The organism is Agrobacterium rubi TR3 = NBRC 13261 (assembly GCF_000739935.1).
In the GTDB taxonomy this organism is placed as follows: Bacteria; Pseudomonadota; Alphaproteobacteria; order Rhizobiales; family Rhizobiaceae; genus Agrobacterium; species Agrobacterium rubi.
Map to the genome: position 1 here is coordinate 24,552 of NZ_BBJU01000030.1, position 25,122 is coordinate 49,673.

General features: G+C 57.5%; 22 protein-coding genes and 1 tRNA gene. 10 read left to right on the forward strand and 13 right to left on the reverse strand.

From position 1 onward, the window contains the following. Nucleotides 1-2 precede the first annotated feature (2 nt). The gene (locus tag RRU01S_RS22420) at nt 3-584 is read right to left on the reverse strand and encodes a nucleoside 2-deoxyribosyltransferase (protein WP_045232459.1); all 582 of its coding nucleotides are present in this window, start codon (nt 582-584) and stop codon (nt 3-5) included. A 160-nt stretch (nt 585-744) separates the two neighbouring features. Here RRU01S_RS22420 and RRU01S_RS22425 point away from each other — a divergent pair, with 160 nt between their 5' ends. Together RRU01S_RS22425 and RRU01S_RS22430 are read left to right on the forward strand one after the other, a co-directional pair. Then, a complete protein-coding gene (locus tag RRU01S_RS22425) occupies nt 745-1,371 on the forward strand; it encodes a ribonuclease D (RefSeq protein ID WP_045232494.1) in 627 nt (208 codons plus the stop codon). 280 nt (nt 1,372-1,651) lie between these two features. After that, nucleotides 1,652-3,244, forward strand: coding sequence for a hypothetical protein (locus tag RRU01S_RS22430; RefSeq protein WP_045232460.1), 1,593 nt, complete (start codon nt 1,652-1,654; stop codon nt 3,242-3,244). A gap of 77 nt (nt 3,245-3,321) precedes the next feature. Here RRU01S_RS22430 and rpsA read toward each other — a convergent pair whose 3' ends face one another. Together rpsA and cmk are read right to left on the reverse strand one after the other, a co-directional pair. Beyond that, nucleotides 3,322-5,022: a 30S ribosomal protein S1 gene (gene rpsA / locus RRU01S_RS22435; protein WP_045232461.1), complete on the reverse strand. Its 1,701-nt coding sequence runs from the start codon at nt 5,020-5,022 to the stop codon at nt 3,322-3,324. A gap of 166 nt (nt 5,023-5,188) precedes the next feature. Then, on the reverse strand, nt 5,189-5,821 hold the full coding sequence (cmk, locus tag RRU01S_RS22440; protein ID WP_045232462.1) for a (d)CMP kinase: 633 nt from the start codon (nt 5,819-5,821) through the stop codon (nt 5,189-5,191). A 228-nt stretch (nt 5,822-6,049) separates the two neighbouring features. Here cmk and RRU01S_RS22445 point away from each other — a divergent pair, with 228 nt between their 5' ends. Then, on the forward strand, nt 6,050-6,439 hold the full coding sequence (locus RRU01S_RS22445) for a TIGR02300 family protein (protein ID WP_045232463.1): 390 nt from the start codon (nt 6,050-6,052) through the stop codon (nt 6,437-6,439). A gap of 151 nt (nt 6,440-6,590) precedes the next feature. Next, nucleotides 6,591-6,666 (forward strand) — tRNA-Ala (locus RRU01S_RS22450). Between the two features lie 76 nt (nt 6,667-6,742). On the opposite strand, the gene RRU01S_RS22455 is transcribed toward RRU01S_RS22450, so the two are convergent. Then, nucleotides 6,743-7,948 (reverse strand): low temperature requirement protein A, encoded by a 1,206-nt coding sequence (locus RRU01S_RS22455; RefSeq protein ID WP_045232495.1) that lies wholly within the window; start codon nt 7,946-7,948, stop codon nt 6,743-6,745. A gap of 33 nt (nt 7,949-7,981) precedes the next feature. After that, complete coding sequence (locus RRU01S_RS22460; protein ID WP_052816211.1) at nt 7,982-8,266, reverse strand: hypothetical protein; 285 nt, start codon at nt 8,264-8,266, stop codon at nt 7,982-7,984. 276 nt (nt 8,267-8,542) lie between these two features. Here RRU01S_RS22460 and RRU01S_RS22465 point away from each other — a divergent pair, with 276 nt between their 5' ends. After that, nucleotides 8,543-9,214, forward strand: coding sequence for a CHASE3 domain-containing protein (locus RRU01S_RS22465; protein ID WP_045232464.1), 672 nt, complete (start codon nt 8,543-8,545; stop codon nt 9,212-9,214). A 4-nt stretch (nt 9,215-9,218) separates the two neighbouring features. On the opposite strand, the gene RRU01S_RS22470 is transcribed toward RRU01S_RS22465, so the two are convergent. The 8 genes from RRU01S_RS22470 to RRU01S_RS22505 form a co-directional block, all read right to left on the reverse strand. Further along, nucleotides 9,219-9,683 (reverse strand): heme-degrading domain-containing protein, encoded by a 465-nt coding sequence (locus RRU01S_RS22470; protein WP_045232497.1) that lies wholly within the window; start codon nt 9,681-9,683, stop codon nt 9,219-9,221. A 181-nt stretch (nt 9,684-9,864) separates the two neighbouring features. After that, a complete protein-coding gene (locus tag RRU01S_RS22475) occupies nt 9,865-11,277 on the reverse strand; it encodes a coniferyl aldehyde dehydrogenase (RefSeq protein ID WP_234936210.1) in 1,413 nt (470 codons plus the stop codon). Between the two features lie 148 nt (nt 11,278-11,425). Continuing rightward, nucleotides 11,426-12,226: an inositol monophosphatase family protein gene (locus tag RRU01S_RS22480; RefSeq protein ID WP_174447698.1), complete on the reverse strand. Its 801-nt coding sequence runs from the start codon at nt 12,224-12,226 to the stop codon at nt 11,426-11,428. Next, nucleotides 12,226-13,110, reverse strand: a complete 885-nt coding sequence (locus RRU01S_RS22485; RefSeq protein ID WP_045232465.1) for a glycerophosphodiester phosphodiesterase family protein — start codon at nt 13,108-13,110, stop codon at nt 12,226-12,228. Before RRU01S_RS22485 ends, RRU01S_RS22480 begins: the two co-directional genes overlap by 1 nt. Before the next feature lie 48 nt (nt 13,111-13,158). Further along, nucleotides 13,159-14,022: an ABC transporter permease gene (locus tag RRU01S_RS22490; RefSeq protein ID WP_045232466.1), complete on the reverse strand. Its 864-nt coding sequence runs from the start codon at nt 14,020-14,022 to the stop codon at nt 13,159-13,161. Then, nucleotides 14,023-14,877, reverse strand: a complete 855-nt coding sequence (locus tag RRU01S_RS22495) for an ABC transporter permease (RefSeq protein ID WP_108722715.1) — start codon at nt 14,875-14,877, stop codon at nt 14,023-14,025. Beyond that, nucleotides 14,877-15,920, reverse strand: coding sequence for an ABC transporter ATP-binding protein (locus tag RRU01S_RS22500; protein ID WP_045232468.1), 1,044 nt, complete (start codon nt 15,918-15,920; stop codon nt 14,877-14,879). Before RRU01S_RS22500 ends, RRU01S_RS22495 begins: the two co-directional genes overlap by 1 nt. A gap of 62 nt (nt 15,921-15,982) precedes the next feature. Further along, nucleotides 15,983-17,212 (reverse strand): extracellular solute-binding protein, encoded by a 1,230-nt coding sequence (locus RRU01S_RS22505; RefSeq protein WP_045232469.1) that lies wholly within the window; start codon nt 17,210-17,212, stop codon nt 15,983-15,985. A gap of 142 nt (nt 17,213-17,354) precedes the next feature. Here RRU01S_RS22505 and RRU01S_RS22510 point away from each other — a divergent pair, with 142 nt between their 5' ends. From RRU01S_RS22510 to RRU01S_RS22530, 5 genes are all read left to right on the forward strand, one after another. Next, nucleotides 17,355-18,503 carry an ROK family transcriptional regulator gene (locus RRU01S_RS22510; RefSeq protein ID WP_045232500.1) on the forward strand — a complete coding sequence of 383 codons (1,149 nt, stop codon included), beginning with the start codon at nt 17,355-17,357 and terminating at the stop codon, nt 18,501-18,503. A gap of 140 nt (nt 18,504-18,643) precedes the next feature. After that, nucleotides 18,644-19,555, forward strand: coding sequence for a helix-turn-helix domain-containing protein (locus RRU01S_RS22515; RefSeq protein WP_108722712.1), 912 nt, complete (start codon nt 18,644-18,646; stop codon nt 19,553-19,555). Between the two features lie 216 nt (nt 19,556-19,771). Continuing rightward, entirely contained in the window at nt 19,772-20,800 is a 1,029-nt protein-coding gene (locus RRU01S_RS22520) for a ketopantoate reductase family protein (protein ID WP_045232471.1), read from the forward strand. Then, nucleotides 20,797-23,091, forward strand: coding sequence for a molybdopterin guanine dinucleotide-containing S/N-oxide reductase (locus tag RRU01S_RS22525; protein WP_045232472.1), 2,295 nt, complete (start codon nt 20,797-20,799; stop codon nt 23,089-23,091). Before RRU01S_RS22520 ends, RRU01S_RS22525 begins: the two co-directional genes overlap by 4 nt. Nucleotides 23,092-23,468: 377 nt before the next feature. Next, nucleotides 23,469-25,112 (forward strand): ABC transporter substrate-binding protein, encoded by a 1,644-nt coding sequence (locus RRU01S_RS22530; RefSeq protein ID WP_045232473.1) that lies wholly within the window; start codon nt 23,469-23,471, stop codon nt 25,110-25,112. Nucleotides 25,113-25,122 lie beyond the last annotated feature (10 nt).

Sequence of the window (25,122 nt, forward strand, 5' to 3'; positions counted from 1 at the left end):
TGTCAGTCTGTCTGTGATGTCAGTGCCTTCACCGCGAGTGCCAGGCACTCCTTGAAGGCCGTAAGGTCGGTGTAGAGCGCATCCGCTGGCGCGTTGCCCACGACGACAGCCCCACCGCGCCGGATGATGCCACCATGCAGCATGAGATTGTCCGCCATGTCGAAATTCTCGATGGACAGCCCGTCGGCGCCACGGTAACGCCCGGTCTCATCTTGCGTTGCCACGCCGCCATAATAACCCATGATGCGGGTGAAGTGGTTGGCAGCAACATTGGTATAGGCAAAGACCGGCTTGCCCAAAGCGCACATGAACCCGAGTTCATAGCTGGTGCCGGTATCGGCAGCGATGCCGCGAAATGGCGTCAGATTGGCGATGACGGCATCCGCCTCCAGCATCATCTGCTCGTCGATAGCGTTGATGTTACAGCCGTGCCCCAGCTTGGTATCCGCTGGTGGTATCTGCAGATCGCCCGGCGAAAGAGGGATCAACCCGGCTTGGCGCACTAACTCTGCTTTTTCATCGAGCATGTCACGGGCATTGGGCAGAAAGACTTCCGGCCCGGCAAGATAGATTTTGATTGGCATGAATCTGAAGCGCTTTTCATTGCTGGAAATATTTGGGCAAACTAGCCTGCCAAACGACCACGATGCAAGGCCATCTCAAGGATAGAAAAACGGCGTAACTGGTATCGCAGCACGGCAGTTTCGGTTATAGCGGCTCGACAATCCAGCAGTGGAGAACAACATGGCCGTGAAAATTCGTTATCATGAAGGCGATATTTCCCTCAATGACGCAGCGCGCTACACCGGTGCTATCGCCATCGATACGGAGACGCTCGGTCTGGTCCCGCGACGCGACCGGCTCTGCGTCGTGCAGCTTTCGCCAGGCGACGGCACGGCGGATGTCATCCGCATAGCGCAAGGCCAGAAAGAAGCACCGAACCTCACAGCCATGCTGGAGGACCCTAGCCGCCAGAAGATATTCCACTACGGCAGGTTCGACATCGCCGTCCTCTTCCACACATTCGGCGTCACCTCATCACCGGTATTCTGCACGAAAATCGCATCCCGCCTGTGCCGCACCTATACGGATCGCCATGGCCTGAAAGACAACCTCAAGGAAATGCTGGAGGTGGATATCTCCAAAGCACAGCAATCATCCGATTGGGCTGCGGAAAAACTCTCCTCGGCCCAACTGGAATATGCAGCCTCCGATGTGCTTTATCTCCATGCCCTGCGCGAAAAACTGACGGCACGCCTTCTGCGTGATGGCCGTTACGAACACGCCGAAGCCTGCTTTGCGTTTTTGCCGACGCGCGCCAAGCTCGATCTGCTGGGTTGGGAAGATACCGATATCTTCGCTCATAGCTGACCTACCGAAGATCAGATTTTCAAGTTTGAGAGAACGTTACCCTTCCAGTCAGGCCTGCCACAGTTAGCAAATCGTTAATGCGTTTCCGTCATCCTACAGCATGATGATTCGACACGCTTTTCCGCAGCGAGATCTGATAATGACGTTGAATCAGCATCGGCCCGCATGAGCGGACGTGACTAACACCTGCGACGTCGCCAAGGTCCGGTTCAAGCCCACGACCATCACGCTGATACGTGCCGGCAAAGGCTGACACCTGTCGCCAAGAAGGAAGCGCACCATGCTGCCGCCCGTCAGCGCCGTGTCCTCGGTCGATCTTTCCTCTTCGACAGCTGCTCCGCGTCAGGAAGCTCCTCAACCTGCCAAAAACACAGCTGTCGTACCAGCAGAGCCTGCAGACGTCCCCCCCATCACGTCCGACGCCAACATACGCGCTGTCTCGGGCGAACTGCGGTTGAGCCAAAATGTCAGCGTGCTTGCGGAAACCCTGGGCAAATTGATGAACATCGCCCGCATGGATGGCGAGTCGGCGGAAACCTATGTCAACCGTCTGGTGGCAGGTCTTCAGACGATACCTGCGGATCAGAAGGCCATGCTGGAAAAAGCATTGGGCACCATCTTGCGTGGCATAAGCGTCGATATGCTGGCGAATATCCTGAAGAGCTCATCTGGACCGGAAGCCGCGCGACTGGCCGTCATGTTTGAACTGTCACGCTCAAGCCCTGCTGCGGCAAGCACGCCAAAGCCGACGATCACGCCATATCTTCAGGATATTGTGCCGGAAAGCAGGATCGTCATCCCCCAGATCAAGAACGCAAACCCACCCTCGCCTATCGTCGCTACTACGCTGGCACCGGCTGGCGAAGCCGATCTGCTGCTGAGCACCGATGTGAAAATCACGTCACCGAGCATGAAGCAAACCGTCTCGTTCGCGACAGTGCCGAGCGATTTATCTGCGCCCTTTTTACCGACTACCCCAAATTCGTCAGCGAGGGTGGCCCCTCCCCTGCCTGAATCCGGTTCAGCGCCTAGTAAACCCCCGCAGCAACTTGCAGGTTTACTGGCGGCAACGGTACCTTCGGCAGCGGCGACGGTCCAGGAAAATGCCCTGCTTGAGACCGCAAGACCGTTACTTGCGCCAAACCAGACGAGCCCAAACCTCGTTCCACAAATCGGCGTTGAGCCAGATGAGAGCATGAACAGCGCGCGGATGCAGCAGCCACTGACGCCACAAATCGTCAACCGAGAGATCCTGTCGTCGATCACTAATGCCTTCACTGGTGCGACTGCCAAGGAAATGGAGACGCTGCTTCTGACCGTCGTCACCGCGAAACTTCCGGCTCAAGCCGATGTTTTACTACCATCGACACCGCTGCTGACGGCAGCGACCATCGATAGTGACCACGACACCATGAAGCTGCTGCCGCCGCATGCCGCAGTCCCACCTGGTAACTCTGATACCGCAGAGGCAGATAGCACCCTGACCTCTTCTCTTCGCCCGGAGATGGTCGCTGCGCACAGAGCAGCCGCTGCGTTGGATATCAACGCCGCAGTCCTGGACCAGCCAGCATTGCACGGTGTCATGGCGGCAATGGTAGCCAAGGAAGGTATCCCTCTTCCCTTCGTCAATTATCCAGCAGCCGGAGACGAGCCGGAATCCGACGCCCCTCCGCGCGGGCGGTGGCCATCGTCCGAGGGGGAATCAAGCGAGAGTGACGGAGATCAGGAGCCATCGGACCAGAGCTCTGGTCAGGAAGAGCGCACAGCCGATAATGACGAAGTCATCGATCATTCGCTGTCGCAAGGTGCCAATGACGACGGATCGAACGGAGGCGCGGAATCCTATTATCTTCGAATGAGCAGTCTGTCCTGAAGGATTGATACGACCATAGAACGAAAAAACCCGCCGGATCGCTCCGGCGGGTTTCTCATGTCAAATCGTCTGGACGATTACTCGGTGCGACCCTTGAGAGCCGCGCCAAGGATGTCGCCGAGCGAAGCGCCGCTATCGGACGAACCGAACTGAGCAACAGCTTCCTTCTCTTCTGCGATTTCCAGAGCCTTGATCGACAGCATGACCTTACGATCCTTCTTGGAGAAGTTGACGACGCGGGCGTCGAGAACCTGGCCAACCGAGAAACGCTCTGGACGCTGATCGTCACGATCGCGGGCCAGGTCGTTGCGGCGGATGAAGGACGTGATGTCTTCATGGGCAACGAGCTTCACTTCGATGCCACCTTCGTTCACGCCGATAACTTCAGCGGATACAACGGCGTTCTTGCGAAGTTCGCCAGACGTTGCGGCTTCACCGACAGCGTCCTTGCCGAGCTGCTTGATACCGAGCGAGATGCGTTCCTTTTCGACGTCTACGTCAAGAACAACAGCCTTTACGGTGTCACCCTTGTTGTATTCTTCGATGACCTGCTCGCCTGGACGGTTCCAGTCGAGGTCGGACAGGTGAACCATGCCGTCGACGTCGCCTTCGAGACCAATGAACAGGCCGAATTCGGTCTTGTTCTTGACTTCGCCTTCGACTTCAGTGCCGGCAGGATGGCTGAACGCAAATGCCTGCCATGGGTTTTCAAGCGTCTGCTTGAGGCCCAGCGAAATACGACGCTTGGAAGGATCGACTTCGAGAACGACAACGTCGACGTCCTGTGTTGTGGACAGGATCTTGCCGGGATGTACGTTCTTCTTGGTCCAGGACATTTCGGAAATGTGGATCAGGCCTTCGATGCCTGGCTCCAGCTCAACGAATGCACCGTAGTCTGTGATGTTCGTGACCGTACCGGAAATCTTCTTGCCAACTGGATACTTGGCAGAGATGCCATCCCAAGGATCGGACTCGAGCTGCTTCATGCCGAGCGAGATGCGGTGGGTTTCCTGGTTGATGCGGATGATCTGAACCTTGACCGACTGGCCAATGTTGAGAATTTCCGAAGGATGGTTGACGCGGCGCCAAGCCATATCCGTGACGTGCAGCAGACCGTCGATGCCGCCGAGGTCAACGAACGCACCGTAATCGGTGATGTTCTTGACAACGCCGTCAACAACCTGGCCTTCTTCGAGGTTCTGAACGATTTCAGAACGCTGCTCGGCGCGGGACTCTTCGAGAACCGTACGGCGCGATACAACGATGTTGCCGCGACGCTTGTCCATCTTGAGGATTTCAAACGGCTGCGGGTTGTGCATCAGTGGTGTCACGTCGCGGATCGGACGGATGTCGACCTGCGAACGTGGAAGGAACGCAACAGCGCCATCCAGATCGACGGTGAAGCCACCCTTGACCTGATTGAAGATAACGCCTTCGACGCGTTCGCCAGCTTCGAACTTGGCTTCGAGCTTGACCCAGCTCTCTTCGCGGCGAGCCTTCTCGCGCGACAGAACGGCTTCGCCTAGAGCGTTTTCAATACGCTCAACGTAAACTTCGACTTCGTCGCCGACCTTCAGGCCGCCGTCTTTCGAACGTGCACCGAATTCCTTGAGCGCGATGCGGCCTTCAACTTTGAGGCCGACGTCAACGATCGCAACGTCCTTTTCGATCGCCGTGACGATACCTTTGGCAACATAGCCTTCGGCAAGGTCATTGGACGCAAAGGACTCTTCCAGCAGGGCTGCGAAATCGTCGCGCGTGGGTGTAGCTACTGACATTCAATCTCCTGAGAGTATCCACGATGGGATACAAAGCACCGGGGGTTTGTGTTGATCATTCCCAAAATCCATGCCCGCCTCTTTCCATGAGGCTTTCCGGCGCAGGGCATGCTTTTAGGATATTCCAGTCTAAACGGGGGCCAGACATTCCGGTTCCCCGCACATATTATCTCTTCAAGGCAGCATCGATAATCGACTTGGCCGCTTGAAACGCCGCCTCTATACCCATTTTAGACGTATCAAGCAAGTGCGCGTCTTCCGCTGGTTTCAAAGGACTGTCGCTGCGGCCCATATCACGCGCATCTCGTTTTTTCACATCCGCAAAGACCGTCTCGAAATCGGCGTCTCCCCCGGCGCCCAAAATTTCCTCGAAGCGGCGACGGGCGCGCACCTCGGGCGAGGCCGTCACATAGAGTTTGACGGGGGCGTCAGGGCACACCACTGTTCCGATGTCGCGACCATCCAGCACCGTTCCCGGCTCTTTGAGTGCGAAAGCACGCTGTGCCTCGACAAGGGCACGGCGAACCGCCGGCATCACGGCGACCTTGGAGGCTGCTTCGCCAATCTCGTGTTTCGCCAGTTCACGACGATCCAGTCCTGCCAGATCGAGTTTGATCGCCGTCTTTTGCGCAACCGCCTCGTCATCCAATGGCAATCCTGCATCGAGCAGCGCCTTTGCCGTTGCGCGATAGGTCAATCCCGTATCGAGATGATGAAAACCATAGACCTCGGCAATCTTTCTGGAAAGTGTGCCCTTGCCGGCAGCGGCCGGTCCGTCTATGGCGATCGTGAATGTCATTATAAATATATCCCGCTATAACTCGCAGACCATGGAGAACGGGATCGTTCTTATAAGCACCCGCATGCATCTTCAATGCCTTCCTGGCCCGGATGTATATGCGCTTTGCGAAGTTTATCTTTGACACGAAAGACATCAACGATTAATGGGACCGGCTAGAAATTTACCGTCTACTGCCGGAAACACGGCGTACACACCGAACCCATCTCAAAATTTGAGGCTTAGACAGTGGCAAAAGCGGACCTTGGAACCAAGCGTACAGACCCGGATACCGGCAAGAAATTCTACGACCTGAATCGCGACCCGATCGTTTCTCCTTATTCCGGCAAGTCCTGGCCGCTTTCCTTCTTCGAGGAAACGACGGCAGCCAAGAAGATGGAACAGCAGGCCGAAGAGGAAGAGGTTGCCGAAGTCGATACCGAAAACACGGAAGTCGAGCTTGTGCCTCTGGAAGACGCAGACGGCGACGCGAACGCCGAAGACATTCCTGACATCGACGGCGACGACGATGTCGAGCTGGATGATGACGACGACACGTTCCTGGAAGCCGACGAAGATGAAGACGACGATGACGTCTCTGACATCATTGGCGTAAATGGCGACGACGACGAGACCTGATATCTCAACGATTTACCGCCCGACGTCAAAAAAATGTCGTCGGGCGGAATTTTCAGCTTGCCATCTTCCGGAAGCGGAAGTATCAAGCGCCACCGAACGCAGACAAGCGCGTCGGTTCCCGGAACCGGATCAAGAATGCCGGAACCCTTATGGGGCTATAGCTCAGCTGGGAGAGCGCTTGCATGGCATGCAAGAGGTCAGCGGTTCGATCCCGCTTAGCTCCACCAAATCTCTTTTTGAAATATCATGCACGTCCACGCTGTCCGGTCTCCTTTCAAGAGAACCGACCACCTATGGCGTTAATCACGCAGACTTCGGCGCGTGGTTTTTGAGAGCGACATACTCCCAGATGGCGACGAGGGCCAGAACACTCGCAGACGCGATCTGAAGGGCGTAGAGTGGCATGCCTTGCAGGATGAGCAGGGCCAGCAGAACACCGATACCGACGAAATGCGATATGGGCCTGATGTAGGATGCGGCCACTTTCACGCCGATGTTTCCGGCCAGAAACAGGATGGGCCCACCCGCGATCGCCAAGGCCTCTCGCCATGTCGACTGGTCATGGCTGTGCGATAGGCTGAAGTCTTCGCCGACTGCTGTCAAAATGATTCCCGCAACGATGGGGAGATGGCCATAATTGAAGAGATTTTGGGCGATCTTTTCCGGCTCGGCCGTATCCTCGGCCTTCTCAGACGCTTTCTCCTGACCATGATGAAAGTAGATCCACCACATGAGGATCGTGCTTGCAAAGGCCGAGCAAAAGACCACGAAGGTGAGGTTTGAATTCATGTAGTCGGTGGCAGTGCGGCCCGTCGTGAGAATTGTTTCCCCTAGGCAAATGATCACAAACAGCGCGCAGCGTTCTGCCAGATGCTCTCCCGAAAGATGCAGCCGCTCATCCTCGCCCGTCTTCAACCCTGGGAAATAATATTTCACAAGGGGGCCGAGATATTCGATACCGATGGCGACGGTCCAAAGTGCGATCTGCCATTCCAGCGTCGAGGATAGGCCGCCCAGAATCCAGAAAACGCAGGATACCGCAAGCCATAGAGCCATACGCGAAAAGGTGAGAGAGTTTTCGTGATCGACGCCCTTAAAGACATAGAGCGCAAACAACGAACGTCCGATCTGCATGATGCTGTAGATTGCAGCGAAGATCAGCGCCTGATCGTCAAATGCCTTGGGTAGGGCAATGGCAAGCAACACCCCTGTAAACATCATCGCGAACAGGAACAGCCGCACAGGGCCAGCTTCCGTATTCAGCATATTCGTCAGCCAGGTGATCTGGACCCATAGCCACCAGAGCGAAAGGATGATGATGGCCGCCTCGGCAAGAGCGGTAGAGCCGAAGTCTTTTGCCAGCGTGTGAGACAGCTGGATGAGAGCAAAAACGAAAACAAGATCGAAAAACAGTTCTGGAAATGTGGCCTTGCCCGCATCGGCATCATCCTGCCGAATGAGGTTTGATTTCGCTTTGGCTTCAGCTTCAGACGCCTTGGAGTTCGCCATACGCGTCATGTCCCTTTACCGCGATTATGATCTTCACTTCGATGCCACTTGAGCCCGTGCATCTTCTCTGGCAAGCGCCTGGGTGCGGCCAAACAGTTCGACTTCCTTGGAATTATCGGGGAAAAAACGCGGTCCCACAAGTCTGACCTGCTTTCCGCTGACATCGACAATGTATCGACCATCCGGGCTCGCGGCCTTGACCGTTTCAACAGTCGTCCGGCGAATATCGAGGCTGCTCACCTCGATGTCCTGAGCCACTGCGGCAGTGACAAGACACAGAACTACGCTCACGCCAGCGCCCACGGCAACCCGTCTCATCGACAATCTCCTGAATATATTGAGCTTTTGTGCCCCAACAACACGGCAGGGGTCTGTTTGGTTCCAAAACGTTTCGCAACGCACCAATTGACCACAGATCTGCATAGGTTCTCATATTTTCAAAGCGAACGCCGATGCCGAAGGAACCGCCACAGCTCGTGTGCGATTACGGTCCACTTGGCAGTGTCATCCACTCCGTGCGATGTTGGCAGCGTTCACTCCGTGCGATGTTGGCAGCGTTATAGGGAAGTGGGCAATGGAAGATGGTAACGTCTCATGAAGCAACCGAGCGGCTGGTCCTGGAACTCGCTTCGCCAGAATTATCTGACAATGCCGACTTTGCTACGCTCGATCCCAGTGGGTATCGTCATCGCAGCCGGGGTGCTCGCCACAAGCTGGACCCACACGCTTCTCAGCGACCATCAAGGCATGGTTGTGCACACCTACGAAGCAATCGATACGACAAAGGATGTGCTCATCGCTCTCGATGATGCAGAGACGGGGCAAAGGGGTTATCTGGTCAGCAGCGACCGGCGATACCTTGCCCCCTATGAGAAAGCGCTGGGCCGGCTGCACACGCTCCAAGCCGATCTTTTGAAAAGGATATCCGACAATGGCAGTCAGGTGGCTCGGGTCCAGACGCTCAACGGACTTATCGATACAAAGCTCGTAGAGCTCAGCCACTCCATAACGCTCCACGATCAAGACAGCGCGGAGGCCGCACGGGTGCAGGAGAGCACCTATATGGCAACGGCGACGATGGACCGCATTCGCGACGTCATCGGCGAGATTACGGTCAGCGAGCGCAATCTGTTGGAGACCAGGCAAGCCGAAGTGGAAGCCGACGAATTTCGCGTCCGGCTGGTCGCAATCATTATAGGACTGGCCTCGTTTCTGACACGGGCCGGTGTCGAGATGTATCTATCGAGACGACAGCGTTCGACGTGATGCGTTACAGCAGCTCCTTCAAGGACGCGGTGATCAACGCATGATCCTCGACATCGGGAAGTCCACTGACGGCAACGGAACCAATGAGCGTTCCGCCCCGCAACGTCAGCGGAAATCCGCCGCCGCTTGCGACGAATTGTGCCGATGGCAAGCCGAATTTGGCATTGAAATCATAGTCGCCCGCTTCCGCTTGAAGCCGAACGCGCAGCGAACTGCGATGGAAGCGGTGAACGACAGCGCATTTGCGGCTTGTCCAACCAAAATTGTCGATTGTCGCTCCCGGCAGCAGGCTCGCGAAAACGACATCCACGCCGTGCCTGACTTCAATGGCGACCGGAAGCTTGAGGGCCGCCGCGTTTTCCCTGATGTGGCTGCCCAGTTTCCAGGCGAAATCATAGTTGAAGCTATCCAGCTGGAGGGCATCTTCCTCGGCTTTTACGATCTCTAAGGTCGGTGTCTGTATGACCATGGTCTGCTCTTCATCCAATCGCGCGCGACATTCATTTCAACCTCCTTTCAGATGTTGGAAAAGTCAAAGGGTTGAGACAACCTTTTTGGTCTTACTGTGATGAAAAGGCACCCACCAGTGCCAGAAGTGTCCGCTCAGTTGCCACCTAGGCAGGATCAGCACCTCCCCCTGCCAACCGGCATCATCGTCCCATAAACCGCGCCAGCAATTTCGTAAAACCACCATAGGGCGGCGTTACCAGGCGTGCGGGGTTGAACAGCCTGACTTTCGCAATTCCGCGTGCGTGGGAAAATCGTTTGAAACCCTCATGTCCATGGTAGGCGCCAAGCCCGCTTGGCCCCACGCCACCAAAGGGCAGATCGTTTTGCGCGATGTGCAAAACCGTCCCGTTGATCGTGACATTGCCGGAGATTGTTTTCTCCAGAACCTCGCGCTCTTCATCCCCGCTGTGGGTGAAAATGTAGAGTGCCAGCGGACGAGGACGCGCGCGGACGAAAGCGATGGCATCGTTGAGCGTATCATATGGCACGATCGGAAGGATGGGTCCGAAAATCTCCTCCTCCATCAAGAGGCAGTCGGCAGGGGGGTCGATCAGCAGGGTCGGCTGGATGCTGAGACCCGATGTCGGCAGCTCTATATTTACAGTGACGATCTTAACGCCACGCTCCCGGCACTCCTCCAGTCCCCTGGTCAGGCGTTCGTGGGCATGTGGGCCGACAAGGCTGGTGAAATGCTGCGATGCCGTGGCTGCCGGGTAAAAGTGTTGAGCCTGAGTTCCGAATGCCTCGACAAAAGCATCCAATTTGCCTCTTTGGACAAGAACATAGTCTGGGGCGATGCACGTCTGGCCTGCATTCATCAACTTGCCGAATGCAATGTCCTTCGCAGCACTGGCGACCGGATAGTCCGGCGCAACGATCGTCGGGGATTTGCCCCCCAGTTCCAGGGTCAGCGGCGTCAAATTGGCAGCGGCGGCGGCCATCACCTTCTTTCCAATGCCGGTCGATCCGGTAAACAGCAGATGATCGAACGGCAGTGCGGAAAATGCGGCTGCCACCTCAACGCCACCCACTGCCACCGTCACCTCGTCGGGCTTGAAATAGTCAGGGATGAGCTTTGCCAGCAATGCAGACGTTTCTGGAACAAGCTCGGATGGCTTGATCATCGCGCGATTTCCTGCCGCCAGAATATCGATCAGTGGCCCAAGCGCCAGAAGCAGCGGATAGTTCCAGGGCGCCATGATGCCGACGACGCCCAGTGGCTGGTACTGTACCCAGTTTTTCATTGGCAGAAATTCGATCGAGCGCCCACGCCGCTCTGGTTTCATCCATCCCGGTAGATGGGAGCGGGTATGACGCAGGGCGGCCATGAGCGGCACGATCTCGAGCATGGTCGTTTCGTGTGGAGAACGATGTCCGAAATCCTTGGAAACAACCGCACATAATTTGTCGCGATGGTCCCCAAGCAAACGACCGATCCGCTCGAGCCTGTCGCGCCGAACGGCCAATGACGGCGATGGCTCCTGTTCGAATGCGGCACGCTGGTGCGTTAGCATCGTCTGCAGGTGCATGTATTCTTCGCCATGATCGCCCAAGCTTCACTCCAGTCTAGCAGCGACGAGAGGCTGCGATGAAGATACCTTGATACCAGTATGGCGAAGATGGCCGCAACCGCCAACGGCGTGAAGCCTTGGAAACGCTCGCCGCCGTCATTGACGCGGCAGCGATGCGAACCAAACAGCTTTATTCAGCCGCTGCAGCCGTTGAGCGACCGTTTTTGATTTCCGGCCACAATGCTTCTGTCGCGCTCATGAGAGATGGCGTTGCAGCGGCGACCCAAGGAATGTCACTATCGGCGCGTGTTCCGATGCGCACATCAAGGCCGGCCTCCCTCGCCAGCACGACGCCGCCGGCGATGTCCCACATGGTCGTCAGTTTCTGCAAATGCCCATCGAAAATGCCACGTGCCGCAAAAGCCAGGCCAATCGATGTAGAGCGGATGGATTCGACGACCCAGCCCGCATGTCTTAGCCCGACATTGAGAGTCGCCACTTCCTCGGCATCGAAGGCTGCGCTGTCTCCGAGCGACATGACCTGCACATCCTCAAACGGCACGTGCCGGGCAAGCGGCTTGCCGTTCAGCAACAACCCGGTTCCGTCGGCGGCTGCGTAGATATCGCGGAAAACCGGAACCGCGACCACGCCGAGTTCCGGCCGACCGTTGCGCACGAAGCCAAGCGAAATGCCCCAGAGCGGCGAGCCGCGCAGGAAGTTTGCCGTGCCGTCGATGGGATCGATGATCCAGTAGGCATCGTCAGCAACGCCGCCCATTTCCTCGCCCAGCACGGTTTCTCCCGGAAACGCCGCGCCCAGCCTGTCCCGCACGAGCCTTTCGACGCTGGTGTCCGCTTCAGACACGAAATCCTGAAAGCCCTTCGTCCTTGTCGCAATGGTGCTGCGCGCTTCGAAAAAGTGCAGAGCGAGTTCCACCGCCTCCTCGATGACGGTGACGGCGCGTTCGAGGCGCGTGTTCATCGCGTCCATCACTTGGCACCATGATGGCCGCTGATGTGCAGCCAGTGTTTAAACGCATCCACCTCGTCGGTCTGGATGGCACCCACGCCTGCCTGCACAAGTGGTGCCCATACAGAATCGGGGTCGCCAAGCGCTCGTGTATCGTTGAAGTCGAGGCAATAGGAGACGTCGAGCGTGTTAATCCAGAGGCGGATATTCTGACGCTCCAGTTCTTCGCGGCCAGCGGCGAGATCGGCGATGTCGGAGAATTTCACCTCGATCATCGGTGCATGCAGCGCCTCGATCTTGCGCAGATCGTCAACGAAGTGGCCGGGTCGCACGTCGAACATCGGCATATGCGGTATCTTGCCGAACCAGTCGGCGTCGAGAATATCGAAATGCGCAGCTTGCGGATCGATATCGGTTTTCACCAGCACCTGATCCTGAATGCCGAGCTTCAGCACCGTCTCCATCACCTGCGGCAGATCGCGCGTGAATTTGGTGTCGATGTTGACGGTGATCTTGCCGCGGATTTCTTCCAGCAACTCTTCCAGTGTCGGCACGCACTCGTCGGTGATGGCTGCATCCTTGCCGCCAGCCCCTGCCCGCAGCTTCGCAGCCCTCACGATATCGAACGGCAAGGCACTGACCGTTCCCGTTCCCGTCGTCGTGCGGTCGAGCGTCTCGTCGTGAATGACGACAAGTCTGCCATCCGCCGTGGATTGCGTATCGATCTCGATCATCTCAACACCAGCGGCGACGGCCGCTCGCACCGACGCCAGCGAGTTTTCCGCCGTGGTTTTCCAGCAGCCGCGATGGGCGATCGTCAGGATGGCGGGGTTGCTTCGCGAGGATAGAGCCCGGACATCACAGACGTTGCTGGCTAGAAAAGAGGCGGCGCGTGTTTGAGACATGGTTTTGACTTTCGGATGTTTCGTTTGGGAGATTGACGCAAGGATTGTTCAGAGTTTGCCCATTCCGGCTGCCATCAGGTCGTCGCGCAGAATGCGACCGGCGATGATGAAGACGACAAGGGCGGGGAGAAGCAGGATGAAGGAGACGATGGAGGCCAGCGGCAGCTGCATCGAATACGGGTCGAGGAACATGTAGAGCTTGATCGGCAAGGTCTCGACGACGGGCGCGCCGACGATGAAGGACTTGTCGAATTCCTCGAAGCTGCCGATGAACGACATCAGGCCGCCCGCCAGCAGGCCCGGCACGGCAAGCGGAAGGATGATGTGGAAGACGATGCCGAACGTGCCCGCACCCAGCGAACGCGCAGCATGGATGAGGTCATCGGGAATGGTTTCCAGCGCCGCCGTCATCAACCGGATCATCAACGGCAAGGTGCCGACGATCTGAACGAGGATGACGCCGGGAACCGAATAGGCAAGACCCATGACCATGAACACCTGCCCGATGCCCACGGCAACCACAATGCCCGGAATGATGATTGGCGCCAGGATGAAGATTTCCACCACCCGCTTCAGCCGGAATGGAAACCGAGCCATGGCCCAGGCTGTGGGCAGGGCAATCGCAGCCGTTGCAAAGGTTACCACAAAGGCGATGACAATGCTGTTGAAGGCAGCGCGTATAAGACCGCTATCTCCCAGAATGCTGGCCCAACGCGCTGTCGTATAATCCTTTGGCACCACCAGCGGCGGAGCCCAACCATCGGCCACGCTCCACAGGAACATCAGCGCAAGCGGTACCAGAATGGCAAGGCCCAGCGCCGTGTAGAGCCCAATCGAAACGAAAATCCGGTCTTGCGGGTGGAAGGTGCGGCGACGGGGAAGACCATGGGTTTCGGTGATGACGGCGGCCATTTATGTGTCTCCCCGGTTCTGGCCAACACCCATGCGGGATGTCAGCGTGTAATAGGCAATGAGGACCAGAATGGCGAAGGTGCTCAACACCATGCCGATCGCGTAGACCTGATTGAACCGACCCTGTTTGAACTCCTGCACCATGAGAACGGACAGTGGACGGGCCGTCGGTGGGCCGACAATATCCGGAATGGCATAAGAGCCCATGGAACCGATGAAGGTGAGAAGAATAGCGGCGGTGATACCGGGCATGGCCAGCGGCACCTCCACGAACAGAAAGGTCTTCAGCCGCGATGCGCCAAGCGTGCGGGACGCATAGCGGATATCTTCGGGAATGGCGGCAAACGCGCTGGTGATGATCAGCGTCATGAACGGGATCTGCTTCCAGACGCTGGCGATGATAACGCCGATGCCCCAGTCGTCCCGCACCAGCTTCGGTAACGCAATCCCCAGCGGCGCAAAGAGGCGGTCCATAAATCCACCGCGTTCGAAAACAACGATGACCATCAGGCCGACAATGATGCCCGGCACCGCCATCGGCAGCTTGTAAAGTCCGCTGAACAGCTTTCGACCAAAGAAGCTTTTGCGGATCAGAAGCGCGAGCGGCACTGAAACCGCAAGCGAGACGATGACCGGCATCACCCCGTAGTAGATCGAAGTCGTCAGGCCGCGGATCATCGAAGGACGGGTGAAAATCCGCTCGTAAAGAGACAGGGTGAAACTACCATCCTCAAGGCGGAAGCTGCCGATCAACGCCGACAGAAGCGGGCTGCCGAAAAAAACGAGGAGATAACCGACACCGGGTGCCAGCAAGACAAGCAGCTGAACGCGCCGGTCGCGAAGAAGGCCGCGCATCATGCAGCCTCCTTCACCGGTTGGTCATCGAGAAGATGGACCAGACCCGGAAATTGCACCGAAACGCGGCTTCCGACATTGATCAGGCATACGGCACCGGACTGGTTGATGCGTATCTGTTCCTTGCCGATCTCGACGGTGTAGAGCGCATTCGGCCCCATGAACGAAACGGCAGACACCGTGCCCGCACCCTTGGCGTCGGCAGCGATGACGATGTTTTCCGGTCGCACGGAAATTTGTGCCGGGCCTGCGGCCCGTCCGTCCAGCGTGACAAGCTGACCCCAGGGCAAGCACGCCTCCTCGGTGCCATCCGTCTTAACCGGGAGCAGGTTGGTCTGTCCCAGAAAACCGGCCGTGAAGGCGTGTTTGGGCGCACGGTAAAGCTCGAGCGGTGTACCGATCTCCACAACACGACCCGCATTCATCACGACGATCCGATCCGACATCGCCATGGCTTCGGCCTGATCGTGCGTGACGTAAATGCTGGTGGCGCCTATCCTTTTGTGCAGTTCCGTCAGCTCGTGGCGCAATGTATCACGCAGCTTGGCGTCGAGGTTCGATAGGGGCTCGTCGAACAGCAGCAGGCTGGGCTGCATGACGATGGCGCGCGCCAGTGCCACGCGCTGCTGCTGACCGCCAGACAATTGGCGCGGCATGCGGTCCACGAGAGCCGTTAAATTGCAAATTTCCAGCGCGTGGGCGATGCGGCGGATACGCTCGTCCTTGGGCACGTTCTTCATGCGCAGACCAAATCCAAGATTTTTCGCGACCGACATATGCGGAAAAAGCGCGTAGGACTGGAAGACCATGGCGATATCGCGCGCTTCGGGCGGCGCCTGATCGATGCGTTTGCCACCCAGCCAGATTTCACCGCTGGATGGTTCGCTGATCCCCATCAGGATACGCAGAAGCGTCGATTTTCCGCAGCCGGAGGGGCCGAGGATCGTGACGAATTCGCCGCGCTCCACGCTGATCGACACGGGGTGGAGCGCACGGCTTGCGCCATAGTCCTTGGTGATGTTGTTGATGTCGAGTTCACTCATGACGATCTTCCTTGGCGAGTGCGACAGGCCGGAACCAAGCCCGGCCCATGCGGGATTGAGCGCTACTGGTTGAGCACCTTTTCATCCAGCGCTTCGCCCAGCGCCTTGGCCATGTCCCAGAAGGCGGGAACCGAAAGGCGCGGATAGACCTCCTTGGGCAGGACATGCAGCTGCGCATCCTTCGGCATCATGTCGTTGGTGACGTCGAGACGCGGTGACCGCGAGGCCTTGTGTTCCAGCTTCCATGTCTGGAATTCCTTGCTCATTGCCATGTCGATCAGAAGCAGGGCAGCGGCCACGTGTTTGGCATTGGCAGGCACGAACATGGCATCACCGGAGCCGACTTGACCCTTTTCCAGCAGCGTCAGCCGGAAGCTTTCGGGCAGTTGCTTGTTGCCCAGGAACGTCATGACCTGATCTTCCCAGACCGTGCCGATATAGAGCTGCTGGTTGTTGATGAGGTTCAGCGTATCGGCATTGCCGTTGGTCAATTCGGCAACGGGCAGCAAGCGCTTATAGTAGTCCCAAACCGGGTTCAGGCATTCGGACGTCATCGCCCAGTCTTCGGCCTCCTGCAGCGTCTTGCTGTAATCCGTCAGCTGCGTGCGGCAGTCGCCGGTCAGATAGTTGAGCGCGACCGAATAGATGAAACCGCTGCCGGAACCGCCTTTTGCCGGAAGAGTGACGCCGAGACGCTTTGGGTTCTTTTCCGCCCAAGTGAGCAACTCTTCGAAGCTTTTCGGCAGATCTTCGGGCTTCACGAAAGCCGAGTCATAACCGATCGCCGTCTGGTTCATGTGCACCAGCGGATAGGTGCCGCCATGGTCCTTGCCGAACAGGTTTTTTGCCAGAACCGGATCGTAATTGGCCATGTTGGGCAGGATGTCCGTCAATGCAATCTTGCCCACGACACCTTTGGAAGACAGAAGCGGGTACTCACCGCCGCCGGCGAAATACGCATCCACCGGCGAATCCTGGCCCGCTGCATGCACGGCAATCAGCTGCTGGTTCGCCTGATCGCCGTTTACGTCGCTATAGGAGACCTTGATGCCATATTTGGCCTCGAAGCTGGTGATCAGTTCCTTCCAGGTATCGGCAAAACTGCCGGCGAAATTATACATCGTCACCGAGCCCTCGGCTTTGGCAGCGGGAACGACGATGTCATAGAAATTTTCGCGTGTGACCTTCGACAGATCGAAGTCGAGGTTCTTCATATTGGTGTCAGCGGCCAGACAAGGCGCTGCTGTCGTCGCCAGTGCAAGCACGGCGATCGCAAGATATTTCATAGGCATTGATGGCTCCTCCTGGAGGTCCGTGGTCACTGGTTGCCTATTAATACACTTTAGGTGTAATATTTATGACAGTCCTGTGAAGAATTCTCTTGGGCGCACTTCGCCTTATTGCAGCGGCCCTGTGCAGCCGCTATCCAAGGCCATGACCCTCGACCCCAAACCACGCCTGATACTTGATCGCCATCCGCTTGCCAGCGGCAACGAGCGTCTGATCCTGGATATCGTCAGGCGTTATGGACCGATCTCGAGGGCGTCGATCACCGGCTACACCAACCTGACGCAACAGTCCGTGCACCGGCTGATCGACGGGCTGCTGGAACGCGGGCTTCTGCGCACCGGCGCGCCTTTCAAAGGTACGCGTGGCCAGCCGAGCCCGACCATCGAGCTGGTGCCTGAGGCCAGCTATTCCCTCGGCATTTCCATCAACACCGACTCCGTAGTGATTTGCATCGCCGATTTCTGCTGCAACATCGTCGTCGAGGAAAAGTTGAAGATACTTCCGAGTGATCGGGAGATGACGCTTGTCGCACTGGCCATGGCCCTGGAACGATTGCTGGCGGATCACGCCATTGCGCGCGACAAATTGCTGGGCCTCGGTTTTTCCATGTCAGGATTTTTCGTCTCGGAAGACCGCGCCTTCAATGCGCCGGAGCCCCTGCGCGACTGGTCGCTGATGGACCTGAAGCCGATCCTCGAAGAGAGATTTGGCTTGCCGGTCTGGCTGGAAAACAACGGCACCACTGGGGCAATCGGCGAAAGCCTGCGCGGCGTCGGCTCATGGTGCCAGACCTTTGCCTATCTGTCCTTCAACTATGGTTTTGGCGGTGGAGTTGTTCTCGATGGCCAGCCGTTTCACGGCTTTCACGGCAATGCCGGGGATTTTAGCGGCATATATAATCCCGATGAATCGCCCAAACGACCGGCACTTCAATATCTGATCGCCAAGCTGCAAAATAATGGCATCGATATCCAATCGATCGAAACGCTCTATCACCAGTTTGATCCAGAGTGGCCCGGCGTTGAGGAATGGCTTGCAAATACAATGCCGCAGGTGGACCGCCTGGTGGCAAGCCTGATCGCAATCCTCGATCCGCAGGCCATCGTTTTCGGCGGACAGTTGCCGCGGGTGCTTGGCAGGATGATGATCGAACGTGCGCATCTGCCCTCGCAGCGAGACCACCGTTACGGCGTAGGACCCAAGGAAGCAAAACTTGTGCTGAGCGAAACGCAAGGGGATGCCGCCGCCATCGGGTCTGCCCTGTTGCCACTCAGGCTTCGTTGGTTTGTTTAGTCGCGCCTACAAACTTGCCACATCGAGAAAACCTGATAAAGTTAATCATAATAACTATTCATCAGTGGTGAGCGATGATCCGGCATGCGCAAGGCGCAAACCGGGTGCTGTCATCAAACCAATGAAACAGGCTTTTCTCGGTGACATATCTTCACTCCATGACATCGTTTACCGAGGGCATCCGCGCCGTTGGGCCTGCCAAATGGCGCGCGCTTGACGGGCTGGTGGGAGTGTTCTGGGATGCGGAGGGTATGGCCGGGGCATCCGGCTATTATCTTTCGCCGGATCCGCGCATCGTTATCTTCTTCAATGATGTCTCGTCGCATATTCACATGACGAACCGGGAAACCGGCGCTACCGAACGCTATCGCCCGATGAAACGGGCGATATACGTTCCCGCTGGCGTGCCTCTATGGACCACGTTCAACGCCTTCCATCGCTTCTCCCACCTCGACATCCACCTGCACAAAGACAAGATGATGCGGTATCTTGCGCCCTCGGTGGGACAATCGGTGGCGAAATCGGCCTTGCAGCGGCCTGTGGAGATACAGGATGCGGGCGCGATCGAGGCGATTGCGGGTCTGTTGGTGAGTGAAGTCTCGAGCCCTTCCAAACACTCCATCTATGCCGAAAGCCTCGTCGGCAGCATCGTCACGGGTCTGCTCGATCTCACCGAAGACGAGGTCGAACACACCAATGCACGGCTGACGCAGGCGCAGATGAACAGGCTCATTGCGGTCGTCAACCAGCGGGCCGATTATCGCATGACGATCGGTGAGATGGCTGAAACGGTCGGATTATCGGAAAGCTGGTTTGCCAATGTGTTCAAACAGACGACCGGCAAGACACCGCTTCAATGGCAATTGGGAAAGCGCATCGGTGTTGCGCAGAGCCTGTTGAGCCAAAGCGATCTCAGCGTTGCGGCGATTGCCGCGCAGCTGGGTTTTTCGGATCAAGCGCACCTCACCAAAACCTTTCGGCAGGTTGCCGGCGAAACGCCCGCCGCATGGCGCCGGATGCAGCAACGCGGTGTGATGCTGGATTCCGGCTGAAAAACGGGCTGCCGTGTGATGCTGACGTGCTGCGGGGGAAAACCGTTGCAGAGTTCCAACCAGCGTCTCAAACAATATTCTACGAAACGAACAGGAAAGGAACTGTCTGCCTTTGTGAGATAGCGGCGATGACCTAGTCTTTACCCTGGAATCAGGGTTCGACTCCTGAGTGTGTGAAACACGCCTTCTCTCCTGCAGGCTTGTCCGAGGAAACATATGACACGCTATATCATCATCGGAGCGGGTGCCGTCGGCGCAAGCTTGGCTGCACAATTCGAGCTTTCAGGCATAGACTATGCACTGGTCGGGCGCGGCGCGCAGATCGTCCATATCAGGGAGCACGGGTTACAGTATCAGCGCCCGTCAGGCACGCGGCGAATCAAGCTCAAAGCCTATGATCTTTCCAACCCACCGGCATTGACACCCGACGATATCCTGATGTTGACCGTCAAGTCGCAGGATGCCGCTGGCGCACTTTCATTCTGGTCTTGGCAAACGGTGTCGGATGCCACTGCCGCCGAAACACTTCCCATCGTGACGTTCCAGAACGGACTTGCCACCGAAGCCGCGGCACTTAGAACCTTTGCGCATGTCTACAGCGCCAGCATTCTGACCCCGGCCCGCTTTACCGAAACCGGAACCGTTGTCGTCGGTGGAGACCCGCAGGTGGGTGTCGTTACCGTTGGGCGTTTCCCGCAAGGGCAGGACGAAACGAGTAACCGCGTTGTCGATGATCTGAACGCTGCCGACTATCTCGCTGAAGCAACGACCGTTATCCGTGACTGGAAATCGGCAAAGCTGCTCCACAATGTGCGCAACGTGCTGGAGCTGTTCGCGGGCGACGACGCTCTCAGAGCGTCCATCGGGCAGGCCCTTGTGGATGAAGCTCAAAACGCTCTTCACGCGGCGGGATATACGCCTGCGTCTCACGATCAACGGACGCTGGATATTTCGAAGTGGCGCATCGCGCCGGACAGCGGTATTCAGGCGGGCCAGCAATCGACCTGGCAAAGTTTCAAGCGCGGCGCCTCCAGCGAGGTGGATTTCCTGAATGGCGAGATTGTTCTGCTGGGCCGCCTTCACGGGCTAGCAACGCCCTACAATGCCGCGGTTCAGACACTGGCGGGCAGACTTGAGCGCGAAGGCCGTTTTGTCGAAGCACTGCCCATCGAGGCGATTTCACAACGGGTCGATAAAACCTCAGGCGGTGTGAAGAACAAGTCCCGCAGCGACGTGGCGGCATGAACGCCTTCAAACCCCACAGCTCCCATTGGGGTGCGTTTTCGGGCCGCCACGAAAACGGCAGATTGGAAATACGCCCCCACCCGGACGACCCGCATCCCTCTCCCCTGCTGGGCAATCTTTCCGCAGTGGCCGACAGCCCTGTCAGGGTCAGGCGCCCGGCGATCCGTCGTGGTTGGCTTGAAGGCACACAGGGTCACGCGCAAAAACGCGGTGCAGACGAATTTGTCGAGGTCAGCTGGGCTGAAGCCTCCGATATCGTGGCCAAAGAGCTTGATCGCGTCTACACGGATTTCGGTGCAAAAGCCATTTTCGGCGGCTCCTACGGCTGGTCCAGCGCCGGGCGTTTTCACCATGCGCAAAGCCAGATCCACCGTTTCTTGAATGTTCTGGGCGGCTATGTCAGGTCCGTCAACACCTACAGTTCCGGCGCGGCCATGGTCATCATCCCGCATGTGCTTGGGCCCTATGACAGCGTCGATCGCAAAAGCGTCACGTGGGATGCCATTGAGCGCAGCACCGAACTGGTCGTTGCTTTCGGCGGCATGGCGATAAAGAACGCCGATGTGCATGGCGGCGGTATCAGCAAACATATCGTGTTGCCGAAACTCAAGGCGGCAAGCGCCCGTGGTGCCAGTTTCAAACTGGTTAGCCCGCTTGCAGACGATTTTCCCGCCGATGTAAACGCCGAATGGATGCCGATCATTCCCGGCACCGATGTTGCGATGATGCTGGGGCTGGCGCATGTGCTCGTGTCGGAAGGATTGCACGACCGCGCTTTTCTTGACCGATACACCGTTGGTTACGACCGCTTCGAAGCCTATCTCCTTGGTCGTACTGACGGTGTAGCGAAAACCCCGGAATGGGCTGCCGATATCTGCGGCATCGGCGCGGAAGAGATCGCAAAGCTCGCGCGATCCATGGCAGGCTCCAAGACGCTCATCACTGTCAGCCACTCCTTGCAGAGAGCAGATTATGGCGAACAGCCCGTTTGGATGGGCATCGTGCTTGCAGCCATGCTGGGGCAGATGGGACTGGATGGGTCCGGTTTCTCCTATTCGCTCGGGGCGCTCGGCAATATCGGCAAGAATCTTCTGGCCGTTCCCTTACCGACGCTCCAGCAGTTCAAAAATCCGGTCCCTGACTTTATTCCCTGCGCGCGCATCGCCGATATGTTGCTGCACCCCGGCGAGGCGTTTCATTACAACGGCCAGACGCTGACCTATCCCGATATCCGCCTCGTCTATTGGGCCGGCGGCAATCCGTTTCACCACCATCAGGACATCAACAGGCTGCGAAAAGCCTTCCAGCAGCCCGAAACCATCATCGTGCACGAGTCGGCATGGACGTCGACCGCCCGCCACGCGGATATCGTGCTGCCCGCAACCACCACGCTCGAGCGCGACGATATCGGCGCGGCAGACCGCGATCCGTTGATGATCGCCATGAAACGCCTGATCGAGCCGGTTGGCGAGGCACGGGACGACTACGAGATTTTTGCGCAAATCGCCCGGCATCTGGGGAAAGGCGAAGCCTATACCGAAAACCGCAGCGGTCGCGAGTGGCTCTCCTTCCTGTATGAGACGACACGACAGGCGCTGGAGACGGGTGGATATGACGCCCCGGATTTCGAAACATTCTGGCAGCAGGGCGAATTGAGGCTGCCTCTGAAACCAGACGACGGTGGCCTTGCAGGGTCTTTTCGCGAGGACCCGGATGCATCCCCGTTGCAGACGCCATCCGGAAAAATCCAGATATTCTCCGAAACCGTCGCGAGCTTCGGTTACGACGATTGCGGCGGTCATCCGCAGTGGTATCCACCAAGAGGCGAGACCCCTTATCCGCTGCATCTGATCTGCAACCAGCCGCGTCAACGGCTGCACAGCCAGCTGGATTATGGTGATTTCAGCCGTTCAACGAAAATTAACGGGCGAGAGCCGGTGCGCATCAATCCCAACGATGCGGGGGCCCGCGATATCTCAAACGGAGATATTGTCCGCCTGTTCAACGCACGTGGCAGCTGCCTTGCTGGCGCGGTCTTGAGTGAGGATGTGAAGCGGGGCGTGATGCAGCTTGCCACCGGTGCGTGGTTTGAACCGCATGATCCCCAATCCGAAAGCGCCATGTGCCTTCACGGCAATCCGAACATTCTCACCCGCGACGTCGGCACGTCGAAACTCGCGCAAGGCTCCACAGGCCAGATCACGACGGTGGAGGTCGAGCGCTTTACGGGCCGATTACCGCTCGTTCGGATTTTTGAAGCGATGCAATTTGTCGAACGCATAAAGAGGTGACTGCGGCACGTCTAAAATGCAGATGCTCAGCCGGATCAAAAAGCGCGGAAAAATAATCCATAAAATCGGTAGAAATAGAACAACCAGTCTTTCTACCCTGAGTACAGCTGTTAATCTTGGCGTCATCATCTGCGCAGGAACCGAAGGATAGCCTCATGATCGCAAAATGTATCCCCGCGCGTGCTGGATAACTAAGCCCGCGTAACGGCGAACCTTTCGGCACCGCGCCGTCGCTCGACGGCAACACTCCATCACTCCGTAACAGACAGTCGCCTCCGCTCGGAACACCCGTGCCGGAAAGGCCTCTCTATGCCCTCGATCTCAAGCATCCTCTCAAGCCGATTGCGCGAGCACGACCATAATCTTCAGGAAACAATATGACCGAACGTCCTTCTCGTTTTTCTCTTTCGCGCCGCCACCTGCTGATCACGACAGCTATCGCAGGCCTGGTCGCGACAACGGGCTTGAGCCCTTTAAAAGCGGCTGATAGCCCGCGCGATGGCGGTGACATTACCTTCCTCATCGATTCCCTTGGCGATACCTGGATACCCAACAACAGCGCGATTTCCAGTTTTCAGGGCCATATCTGGGGGCATGTGACCGACAAGCTGCTTTACGTCGATGCCGAGGGCAAGGTCAGCCCATGGATCGTCGAAAGCTGGGAGCAGAACGACAAGGCCACCGATTTCACACTTCACCTCAAGAGCGGTGTCACCTTCTCGGATGGGACACCCCTGGATGCGGCGGCTGTCGTTGCCAATCTCGATATCTGGTATGCTGGTCGCAAGAGTGAGGGCATCAATCCCATCGGTCTGTTTCCCAAGACCTATGACCGTGCCGAGGCGGCCGATGCCCGCACGGTCAAGGTCTTCTTCAAGAAACCCACGCTCGGCTTTCTGCCGACGCTGGGCTACCATGGCTCGATCCTCATTTCGCCGAAAAGCATCGCACAGCCTGCCTCCCAACAGGCAGATCTCAGCAAGACGGCGGGCAGCGGTCCCTATGTGGTGGAGTCCTGGAAGGAGGGTGACCACGTCACGCTGGTCAAACGCAAGGACTACAATTGGGGTCCAGCAGCGGTCGGCCACACAGGCCCTGCCTATCTGGATTCCATCACCTACAAATTGGTGTCGGAACCGTCCCTGCGCGTTGCTTCGGTGCAATCAGGCCAGGCGGATGTCGCCTACAATGCCTCGCCCCAGGAGCTGAAGTCCCTGAAGGAAGAGGGCTTTAACGTCGCCACGCCGCGCTATCTCGGCTTCGTCAATGGCTGGGCGGTCAACACGAAACTTCCGCCCTATGACGACGTGAAAGTGCGCCAGGCGCTACAGGCCGGCATCGACCGCCAGGAAATCATCGACACCGTCTATACGCCGGACTGGAAGCTTGCGACATCGTTCATCCAGAGCAACGTGCCGGGAGCCACCGACCACAGCAACCTCTTGGCCTACGATCCCGGCAAGGCCGAAAAGCTTCTGGACGAGGCGGGTTGGGTGAAGGGCGCCGATGGCATTCGCGCCAAGGATGGCAAGCAACTGACGCTGACGATCCATTCCAACCCCTATCTCGCCACCTCCAAATCGGTCGATGAACTCATCGCCCAACAGCTTGGCAAGATCGGCTGGAAAGTCGCCATTCGGGCCTATGATGTCGTGACATTCGGCGAGAAGGTCAAATTCGGCGGCGCTGCGATCCCGGCTTACGAGGTGACCCGCAGCTTCATCGATGCCGGAACCGTGGCGGGTATTCTCACCAACGCCAACAATGGCGAAAACTGGTTTGCTCTCGACGATCGCGACGCCAGGATCAACGATCTGCGCGACAAAATAGCAGGTGCAGGCTCGATTGAAGAGCGCAACCCGCTTCTCGATAATTTGCAGGAATACGTCCTCGACCAGGGCTATTTCATCCCCCGCACCCAGATCGTCCAGCGCATTTACGTTCAGTCGCCCACGCTTCAGGGGGAGGTCTATAACGGTGTTGCCTATGCCAGCTACTACACGGCCTTCATTGCAGATTGAACCGCGTCGC